This is a genomic window from Treponema sp. JC4 (assembly GCF_000260795.1).
Taxonomy (GTDB): domain Bacteria; phylum Spirochaetota; class Spirochaetia; order Treponematales; family Treponemataceae; genus Treponema_D.
Genome location: NZ_AJGU01000052.1, coordinates 1 through 10,328, shown reverse-complemented (window position 1 = coordinate 10,328; position 10,328 = coordinate 1). Strand labels below are relative to the sequence as shown.

Annotated in this window: 8 protein-coding genes and 1 pseudogene; 5 read left to right on the top strand and 4 right to left on the bottom strand. The window is 38.5% G+C overall.

What is annotated here, in order from left to right:
* From MSI_RS12170 to MSI_RS12160, 3 genes and pseudogenes are all read right to left on the bottom strand, one after another.
* Window positions 1-222, bottom strand: a pseudogene (locus MSI_RS12170) (hypothetical protein); the annotation flags it as partial.
* 20 nt (window positions 223-242) lie between these two features.
* A complete protein-coding gene (locus MSI_RS12165; protein ID WP_009107501.1) occupies window positions 243-1,091 on the bottom strand; it encodes a lysophospholipid acyltransferase family protein in 849 nt (282 codons plus the stop codon).
* The gene (locus MSI_RS12160; RefSeq protein ID WP_009107499.1) at window positions 1,072-2,124 is read right to left on the bottom strand and encodes a glycosyltransferase family 8 protein; all 1,053 of its coding nucleotides are present in this window, start codon (window positions 2,122-2,124) and stop codon (window positions 1,072-1,074) included. The genes MSI_RS12165 and MSI_RS12160 overlap by 20 nt, the downstream gene beginning before the upstream one ends.
* 158 nt (window positions 2,125-2,282) lie before the next feature.
* Here MSI_RS12160 and MSI_RS12155 point away from each other — a divergent pair, with 158 nt between their 5' ends.
* From MSI_RS12155 to MSI_RS12135, 5 genes are all read left to right on the top strand, one after another.
* Entirely contained in the window at window positions 2,283-3,119 is an 837-nt protein-coding gene (locus tag MSI_RS12155; RefSeq protein WP_009107497.1) for a hypothetical protein, read from the top strand.
* Window positions 3,120-3,192: 73 nt separating this feature from the next.
* On the top strand, window positions 3,193-6,411 hold the full coding sequence (ileS, locus tag MSI_RS12150) for an isoleucine--tRNA ligase (protein WP_009107495.1): 3,219 nt from the start codon (window positions 3,193-3,195) through the stop codon (window positions 6,409-6,411).
* A complete protein-coding gene (locus MSI_RS12145; RefSeq protein ID WP_009107494.1) occupies window positions 6,398-7,315 on the top strand; it encodes a hypothetical protein in 918 nt (305 codons plus the stop codon). Before ileS ends, MSI_RS12145 begins: the two co-directional genes overlap by 14 nt.
* Before the next feature lie 12 nt (window positions 7,316-7,327).
* Window positions 7,328-8,362: a uracil phosphoribosyltransferase gene (locus tag MSI_RS12140; RefSeq protein ID WP_009107492.1), complete on the top strand. Its 1,035-nt coding sequence runs from the start codon at window positions 7,328-7,330 to the stop codon at window positions 8,360-8,362.
* 112 nt (window positions 8,363-8,474) lie between these two features.
* Entirely contained in the window at window positions 8,475-9,104 is a 630-nt protein-coding gene (locus MSI_RS12135; protein WP_009107490.1) for a lipopolysaccharide assembly protein LapB, read from the top strand.
* Here MSI_RS12135 and MSI_RS12130 read toward each other — a convergent pair.
* On the bottom strand, window positions 9,085-9,519 hold the full coding sequence (locus tag MSI_RS12130) for a hypothetical protein (protein ID WP_009107488.1): 435 nt from the start codon (window positions 9,517-9,519) through the stop codon (window positions 9,085-9,087). The genes MSI_RS12135 and MSI_RS12130 overlap by 20 nt on opposite strands.
* Window positions 9,520-10,328: the final 809 nt, after the last annotated feature.

Here is a 10,328-nt window from a genome sequence, read left to right as displayed (position 1 = left end):
AATTTTATGGCGGTATTTAAGCTTTAAAAAGACAAAGGCAATCGGCAGGGCAACAATTCTATACAGAAAAAAATGAATTAAGTTCCAGCCTAAAGTGCTTTTTCCATAATCATAGTTTTCATCAATTTTTCTGCCTTCAATTTTCATCGGAGAAAATTCTTCGTTAAGTTCATCAGAAAAATAGATTGTGTCCGGCAAATCGCCTCTGATTTTGTCTTTCATATCTGTATCTTTTTCAGTAATTACTTGTCTTCTTTCTGAAGGTATGTAAGCGGAATTCCGTAAGTCTTTTCGTATACTTCCTTCCACATTTCATAATTCTTTTCGCGAAGCCATTCAATGTTCTGCTTTTTAGATTTATTTGGATCTGCATAAAGGGCAGGCAGAATATGAACCTTGTAAATCTGAATAGGGAAGCCATCATCACCGATTTTGTCTGAATCCCGCATTGTGATGAACATAGGCAAAAGAGGAACATTGTTTTCTATTGCAAAGCGTGCAGCCCCTGCTGTAAGAGGGCGGGGCTTTCTGTAATTCCACCACATTCCCTGTTCAGCGTAAACTAAAATCTTCTGCTTTCTTTTAAGAAGGTTTTTAATTCCGTCAAAGAATTCCTTTGTTACAGAATAATTGCTGCTGAATGGAAGGGTATTACAGCCGCGGAAAAGATAGCCGTAGAAGCCCGGGAAGTTAGTGTAGTTTCCTTCACGGATAACCTTCCACATAATATGATGTTTAAGGTATTTATCAATTGTAAGGAGAACGGCAAAGTTGTCAAAAGCGTTAAAGTGATTGCAGGTCATTACTACGCCCTGATCTTTAACTGCCTCGTAATTTTCAAGACCTTCAGGTTCGTCCATAAGAAGAGCACCTGATTTTACTAAGCCCTGAATAAATTTCCAGCCGGCCTTGTTAGCAAAATGAGTCTGAATCTTACTGCGAAGTTTTCTGCGTGTATAATCAACTTCACCAGGCTGGAGCTGACGTGTAGGAGGATCGTCCTCAACATCTTTACTCCACCACTGATTTTTCTCGTATTCTTCAATACGGGCTAATACTTCAAGTCTGTCCTTACTTTTTTCTACTGCCATATACTGATCTATGTCCTTTTATTCCAATAAGTTTTGAAACTTTCTTCAACTTAGATATTTTAGACAGTTTTCGAATAAAAAATCCACCCTCTTTCATTACTTTTTTGTGAGTCAGGCGGTAAGAGTTAGGGCTTTCTGCATCTTCTTTAGTTGCTTGTACAAACCATTCGAACATATCCTTGTCCTTCTGTTTTGCTTTGTCATCGTAAGCTGCAAGTTTATCCCTTAAATCAAGGTAGAAATCAGTCTCTTTTGCATAGTTCCAGAAAAGATTTTCGTAAAGAACATTTTCGTAGTGCCATGGACGCCAGATAATTTTATAGTGAATGATTTTAAGGTTCTTGTCGTCGTAAGCATCGTTTTTGAAGGCAGTTTTATTCCAGTCAAGAGGAAGAATCTTTTTGTGATCCTTCAAAAGAACGTTAAGATAATCTTCATCCTGAACAATACGGAAGGTATATTTTTCTGCAAGGGCTACAAATTTTTCTGCAATCTTATCTTTAAGCATGCGTTCTGTATTCAAAAGCATTACGCCTGCATTGAAATAATCTTCCGGTTCAATTCCAAGAGCACCACGAGGGTAGTTGAGCCAGTTTGGATGAAGAATGAAAACTTCTTCTGGAGCTGCGGCTACGTAATTATTTCCCAAGTCAATGTTGTAGAGTTCAGAAATATCGCCTTTTACGATGATGTCGCAGTCAAGGTAAATGATTTTCTTGTATTTTGGAAAAAGATTTGGAATAAAGAAGCGATAATAGGTTTCCTGAGAATAATAATCGCGGAGTTTGAAAAGATGGCGGAGCTTATCGAGTTCGGCAGTAAGAGAAACGAATTCGATAGTTGAGTTTTCTGTTGCCATCGCAACGATTTTATCGCGCTTTTCCTGAGAAATTGTAGTTGTCAGGACGTAAATTTTATAAATGTAATCTTTGGAAGCATTTGAAAGAAGTGATTTGATTGCTGTTGCCAGAAGTGGTACATAGTTATCATCAGAAGCAAAAAAGATAGGAATTTCTTTGTTTGTGTTTTCCATTTTTGGAATTCTCCCATTTCTAAAAATTAATTCTAGTATATTCGACAAGGGAGACTTTGAAAAGGTTGCACTTTTTTTTGAAAATTTATGAAAAATCTCTCAGAATTGTGCCTTTTTAATCGTTGAAAAGTATAAGAATTTTCTTTATCTTGTTATTTATGAAATTACGAATTTTTATTTTCACTATTTTTATCACATTTTTTTCTATTAATACTCTTTGTGCTGACGATTTTACAGACTACGAAATGGATATTATTAATCAGATTCAGGAATTCCGTTTTACCACCCGCGCTTTGCCTTCTGCTCAGGCAGCAATTGATGCAATTGCAGATTACAGAAAAACTCTTTTGACAGATGATGTCCGAAAAAAACTTGGAGATGAAGCTGAACTTACTGCCGACAACCTTCTTGTTCTTGAACAGTATAACTACATGTACGAAAAGGAAATGAAGTCTCCTGACCTTGAACCTTTCATCAAGCCTCAGTATGAAAAAATTGCTGCCTGGGATGCTTCTCATCCTTTTGATAAGGCAAATCCTTACTACATTCTTTCCAGTGGAGATTTGACTAACTCAACAATGCAGTTTTTGCCTCAGGGAAAGGCAATCAGCTTGGGTATTCAGGAAAAGAAGAACTATGACATGGTAGTTGCAAAGTACCCTAAGCTTGCCTTTGGTCTTATAAATGCCGCCCTCTGGTATTACTTTGCACCTACAATTGGTGGAGGCAGTATGACAAAAGCCCGTGAATATTTTTCCCGTGCCTCAGAATGTGCCGCTAACAATTATGAAAAATTCTATGCTTACGTTTATTATTCTCAGTTTCTTTATGAAAATAATGAAATGGAAGCCTGTGAAAAATATCTGAAAAAAGCAGAAGAGCTTCTTCCTGATAACCGCTGGACTCCTTTCATCCGAAAAATGAACAAAAAGTCTTACAGCGTTCTGGATTACTCTAACAATAGAGATAAAATAGAAAAGAAAATTGCGGATTAAGGGCTCATATAGAATAAAATCTCATTTTGTGTCATAATTGATTAATTTATAATATCTAAAAGGACACTTAATAATGAGTTACAAACCCGTTGATCCAAAAGTTGACTTCCCTAAGCAGGAAGAAGAAGTTTTAAAATATTGGAAAGATAACAAGACATTTGAAAAATCTATAAGCCAGAGAGAAGGGGCAGAGGAATTTGTATTTTATGATGGTCCTCCCTTCGCTACTGGTCTTCCACACTTCGGTCATTTTATTCCTTCTACAATTAAAGATATTATTCCGCGCTACCAGACAATGAAAGGAAAAAAGGTAGAGCGCCGTTTCGGCTGGGACTGCCACGGTCTTCCAGTTGAAAACTTAATCGAAAAAGATCTTGGAATTAACTCTAAGCACGAAATTGAAGCTTACGGAATTGATAAATTCAACGACAAGTGTAAGGCTTCTGTTCTTAAATACACTGCAGAATGGCGCCAGACTATTACCCGTATGGGACGCTGGGTTGATTTTGACCACGACTACAAGACAATGAATCCGGATTACATGGAATCAATCTGGTGGGTTGCAAAATCTCTCTGGGACAAAGGCCTTATCTACGAAGGCAAATATATTCTTCCATATTGTCCACGCTGTTCTACAGTTCTTTCTACTCACGAACTTGCTCAGGGCTATAAAGATGTTCAGGATCAGACTGTAACTGTTCGCTTTAAGATTACAAAGGCTCCAGAAGGGGTAAATGACCCTGACATGGCAAATGGAAAAACTTACTTCCTTGCCTGGACAACAACTCCATGGACTTTGCCTTCAAACTTGGGACTTTGTATGGGACCAGAAGTTGATTACGTTAAGATTCTTGATAAAGAAAGCGGTGACTTCTACATTTTTGCAGAAGCAAGACTTCCAGCTTACTACAAGAGCGAAGATGCTTACGAAATCATCTACCGCCACAAGGGTAAGGAATTCCTTGGCGCTGAATATGAGCCACTCTTCCCATATTTTGCCCGCCTTAAGGATGCTAAGGTTTGCGCTGAAGAATCAAATCAGAAGTGCGAAAAAGGTGCCTTCCGCATGTTCAATGCTGACTACGTTTCTACAGAAGACGGTACTGGTATTGTTCATATTGCTCCAGCCTTTGGTGAAGAAGATAATAAGATTTTCCGCGGAACTGGTATTCCTAACGTTGAGCCAATTGACGCTGAATGTAAATTTACAAAAGAAGTTCCTGAATATCAGGGCGTATTTGTAAAAGAAGCAGATAAAGATATTATGAAACGCCTTAAGGAAGAGGGTAAACTTGTAAAACGTGATACAGTTGTTCACTCTTATCCTCACTGCTGGCGCTGTGGTTCTCCACTTATTTATCGTGGTATCGGTTCCTGGTTTGTAAAAGTTGCAGACCATCACGAAGCACTTCTCCGCGCAAACAGCCAGATTAAATGGCAGCCTGCCCACATTAAGGAAGGCCGCTTTGGTAAATGGCTTGCCGGCAGCCGCGACTGGGCTGTAAGCCGTAACCGCTACTGGGGTAACCCGATTCCAATCTGGAAGTGTGATGACCCTGACTGCAAGCATACTTTGTGTGTAGGAAGCCGCGAAGAACTCAAAAAACTTTCTGGCACTTACCCTGAAGATTTGCACAAGCAGTTTGTAGATAAAATTACTATTCCTTGTCCAAAATGCGGTAAGACAATGCACCGTATTCCAGAGGTTTTTGACTGCTGGTTTGAATCAGGTTCCATGCCTTATGCCCAGCAGCACTATCCTTTTGAAAACAAAGAATACTTTGAAAGCCACTTCCCGGCAAACTTCATCTCAGAAGGTCTTGACCAGACCCGCGGATGGTTCTATACACTTACAATTCTTGCAAGCCACTTGTTCGACAAGCCTGCTTTCCAGAACTGTATTGTAAACGGACTTGTTCTTGCTTCTGACGGACGCAAGATGTCTAAATCACTCCGCAACTACACTGACCCTGTTGAAGCAATCAATAAGTTTGGTGCAGATGCCCTTCGTCTTTTCCTTATCCACTCTTCTGTTGTTAAGGCAGATGACCTTCGCTACAGCGATGAAGGCGTACGCGATGTTCTTAAGTCAATCATCATTCCTTTGTGGAACTCTTACTCATTCTTTGTAACTTACGCAAATATTGATAATGTTCAGCCTACTGGTAAGGGCTTTGAAAATAAGCTTCCTTCAAATCCGCTTGATGCATGGCTTTTGTCTATTACCCAGAAGCTTGTAAAAGACGTAACAGAAGCTTTGGATGATTACGACCTTTCTGCAGCTATTGACCCGATTGTTGCCTTTATTGACGAACTTAATAACTGGTATATCCGCCGCAGCCGCCGCCGCTTCTGGAAGTCAGAAAACGACAGCGACAAAACAGAAGCTTACGAAACATTGTACATTGCCCTTAAGACTTTGTGTCAGGTTGCCGCTCCTGTTACTCCATTTATTACAGAAGAAATGTGGCTCAACCTTAAGACAAGCGAAGACAAGGAATCTGTACACCTTACAGATTACCCTGTTTACAATGCCGCATGGCGCAACGAAGAGCTTGAGTTCAAAATGGAAACAGTTCAGAAAGCCGTTTCTATGGGTCACTCTCTCCGTAACCAGTTCAACCTTAAGAACCGCCAGCCATTGGCAAGCGTTGCTTTGGTAACACGTAATCCTAATGAAAAGCTCGTACTTGCAGAAATGCAGGATACAATTGCAGAGGAATTGAACGTTAAGAAAGTTGAATTCCACGATCGCGAAGACGAGCTTGTAGAATATAAGGCAAAGGCAAACTTCAAAGTGCTTGGTAAGGAACTTGGTGGCCTTATGAAGAAGGCAGCAGGCATTATTGCTGAACTTTCTTCTGAGCAGATTCAGGCAATCCTTGATGGAAGCAAAGTTACAATTGATGTTGACGGAACTTCTGTAGATTTGACTGAAGAAAAAGTTCTTGTAGACCGCTTTGAAAAAGATGACCTTAAAGTTTTGAACGAAGGTACTCTTACAGTTGGTTTGGATTCAAAAGTAACTGACGAACTTAAGAAAGAAGGTTACATCCGTGATTTGATTCGCGGTATCCAGAACCAGCGTAAGGAAAACGGCTACGAAGTTACAGACAGAATCAAGCTTGAGATTTCTGGTGACGCAGTTCTTAAATCTGCTTACGAAATGTTCAAGGATTTTGTTGCCGGCGAAACACTCGCTGCTTCAATTTCATGGACAGACAGCCTTTCTGATGCTGTAACAGTAGACGCTGACGATGCAAAATGGAGCTTTAAAGTTGAAAAAGCATAATTTTTCAAAAAAAATTGCACTTTCAATTTATGGACTGGCAATTCTTGCCAGTTTTGTAACCGGAATTCTTACTTCCTGTAAGACCCTTCCGGTTCTTCCAGAAAATCCTGTAAATGCACTTGATTTGCTTGATGATGACAGTGCATTTTACATTGCCATTCCTAATGATGTAGATCCTGAGCTTGTTGTACGCTTTTTGCAGAATAACATCAAAAATCTTTCAGAAAAGGAAGCTAAACTTGTTTCCGGCAGGGTAAATAAGGTTTATTGCGGTCTTAATCACAAAAAAAATAAGACTCAGATTCAGATTTCTGCCCAGGCTGATTTTGGAAATGCCCTTGCTTCAAAACTTTTGACACAGGCTAACGGATGGCAGTCCAGTATTGTAACTACACAGGTAAATAAATCTTATGACCTTTATGAGCAGAATTCTGTCGAAGTCTGCTTTCCTTCAAAAGAGATTGCTTTAGTTGGCCGCGATATTCCGGTTATGCTTTCTCAGTTTGATTATATCCGCTCTATTGATCTGGAACTTGAAGAGCCTTCGCACCTTCTGAATGATGTAGTTTATAATTACCTGCAGGAAGCTGAAGAGGCACATGAAATCCGTTTTTATGCAGGTCGCCCTCAGTCCTTTCTTACAATTCTTACTGGTGCCCAGCTTGACCTAAAGCTTGATCATGTATGCGGTTCATTTGTTTGTGATGAAAAGTATCCGACTCAGTATATTTTGAATCTTGATTTTAAATTTAAGGATGCAAAATTCTTAAAGTCTGGACGCGCTCTATTAACACTTGCTTTTGGACTTTCTAATTCAAACTGCCAGATGATAGGCGATGACGAATTGATTATTTCTGATATTCAGATTGCAAAGAAACAACTATATAAAATTTTAATTCTATAGACAGGGGAAAATATGAACGATAACAAAATTATTCTTAAAGCAGAAGATTTGGACGGCTACCTTACAGCCGAAGATATGTCAGATTTGAAACGTCTTGACGATATGTTTAAAGATACAATGAAATCTTTTGAGCCTGTTGATGAGGCAAAAATCGTAGAAGGTTATGATAAGCTTGGAAAAGAAATGCAGGCTATCTGTGCTAAACACCCAAATATTAAGGTTTTCTCTTTTGTAACAGAAGAGGGTGCTCATGCTGAATGTTCCCGCGTAATTTCTAAACTCCGCGACATCAACACAGATCATCAGGAATTTATGTATTACAGCCAGCGTGCATACGAAATGCTTTTCCGCATGGCCTATACAGACCGTCATTCAGATAAAAAAAGCCATATGTTTGTAAAAACTCCGGTAACATATCCTGTTCAGAACTATGCTGTTCATAAAATCCCTGATATTGATGATAAAATTGAAAACACTGTAATGTGTGTTATGCTCCGCGGTGCTCTTCTTCCAAGTATGATTATGTCAAAAGAGATTCAGGAATATTCTTCTCACGATTATATTACTCCATTTGCTCTTTTCAAAATCAGCCGAAACGACAAAAAAGGTGAATCAGACATGGAATACATTATGGATCTGAATAAGTCTTTCTTTGACCTTAAACAGCTGGACGGAAAAGATTTGATTTTTGCTGACCCAATGAATGCTACAGGCGGTTCATTGGTTACCGTTGTAAAATATCTTCAGGAGCAGGGTGTTAATCCAAAATCAATTGCCTTCTTTAATACAATTTCTACCCTAAAAGGTTCAATCCGCGTAACACGTGCCCTTCCAAACTGTACCTGTTACACTCTCTGGGTAGACCCTGTAATGAACGAAAAAGCTTATATTATGCCAGGTCTTGGTGATGCCGGTGACCGTCTTAACGGCTGCGATACACAGGATTCTCCTCGTAACATTATTCAGCTTATTGCAGATTACGGTCATAATATTTCAGGTTTGTACCGCCGCCAGCTTTACGAAATTGAAAAAATTGTTTTAGGCTAAAAAATTAACGCAGGAGATATTATTTTGAAAAAGTTCTTTTTGTTTGCAGCATCTTCAATATTTTTTATCTCCTGTCTGTCAAAACCTATTCCAATTGCCGGCGAAAAAAAAAATGGCAATCAACAATATTTATGTCGAATACATGAATATTGCTGATATTTATTATTCGCTGGAAAAATATGACAAGGCCCTGGAATATTATAAACTATCCATGCAAAACTCAAAGCTTTACTGGGCTTCTTATTATAAAACTGCAAAAGTTTATGCCATTCAGTCAAACTGGGATTCTGCCTTGCCTATGTACAGAAGACTTTTGCGCCGCGATCCCGATAATGATTCCCTAAAAGCTTCTCTTGCCTATATTTATGCAATGACAGGTAAACTGACAAAAGCAGAGCGGGCCTACAAAGAGTTGATTTATCTTCAGCCGGACAGTCGAGATTATCTTGAAAACCTTACTGCCGTTTACTTTGCCAAAAAACAGTATGATGAAGGAAAAGTTTATCTTGATATACTGATAGAAAAATTTCCTGACAGTGAAAATATCAATAAATTTAAAGATCTTTTGAAGAGTGTTGAAGATGAAAAGGCTGCTGAAGTTCCTCTGGAAGAAGAGGGGAGCCTGGAGTCTGAAAAAAGCGTCTTTGATGAAGAACTGGAAAATGCTGATGCTGAAGACCCTGATTTACCTCCGCCTCCAGCCCAGGGAAAAAAGCAGAAATCTAGTTCTGCTGATTCATAAAGTCGTTGTACTGTTCTGTATTTGCGCGGAAAGCAATAACTTTTTCTTCTGCTTCTTCTGCGTGTTCAAGGGCAGCTTCTGCTTCAAACAAAAGTCTTTCACCTGTTACAATACGGCAGTTTCTGTTTGAAATTCCTGTGTAAATTACGGGCTTAGTTTCCGGGAATGTATTTTCAATTTCGTTTATTGTATTTTCAGCCAGAGTAAGGTTTTCATCAAGGTTTGTATCCTGTTTTAGGATAATAAGTGTATCATTCTTTCCTTCAAAAACCATATTCTGAACCTTTAAGCGGTCAGAAAGAAGTTCTATCAGTTTTCTGTACTCTTCTGTTGTGCGTTCAATTCCAAGAATTTTCATCACAAAAATTGCAAACTCTTTTTCGTTCGCAATTGAATCTCTAAGGCTTTCTGTCAAAGTTGAATTAAAACTTACCTGACTCTGAACTTCTGAAACTTCTGCATTTTCTGAGCCTTCTTCTGAACTTTGGCTTTCTTCCTCTGCTGCTGCTTCTTCATTTTCTGCATTATCATTATCAGAAGCTTCTTCCGTCTCTTCAGTTTCTACGTTTTCTTCTTCATTTCCTGCAACTTTTTCTTCTGTTTTTTTATTGCTTCTTTCTTCTTCCTGATTTGAAACAATAACAATTAGAATAAGGGTAACGACTGTAACTGTAAGAATAAGAAGAAATGATGTTTTCCCAAAATCAAAAATGCGGGCAGGGCGGATTAAATATATTTTTGCTTCAAGCTTATAGGTTTTCTGACCATCTGAATAGGAATAGTTAAAGTTTTTAAGATATCTTGAATCTACAACCGGATTATCAGGATAAAGGAAAATATAGGCCTGATTAGCCTTAAAAGAAACCTCTGCAATTCTGTCTGAGGAGTTAGCAAACTTTGAAAGGATTCTTGCTGCCTCAAGTTCAAAATCTGTTCGGGAAGAGGTCTGAATAAGTTTATTAGAAATAAAGTTAAAGGATTCTTCTGATTTTAGCTTTCCTTCCTGGGCTTCCTTGTAAAGAGAACTTCCAAAAAGAATAAGTGAAAAAATATAAAAGGCGATTGCAAAAACTGAATAAATAATTACTGATTTTTCTTCATAACTTAATTGTACCTTTCCAAAGATTTGCGAGCCAGCATTACAAGCTCTTTATATGTATTATCGGAAAATTTTAAATTTTTCTTAGCCATGCAATATATGGAAGTAAAATAATTTCATTTATC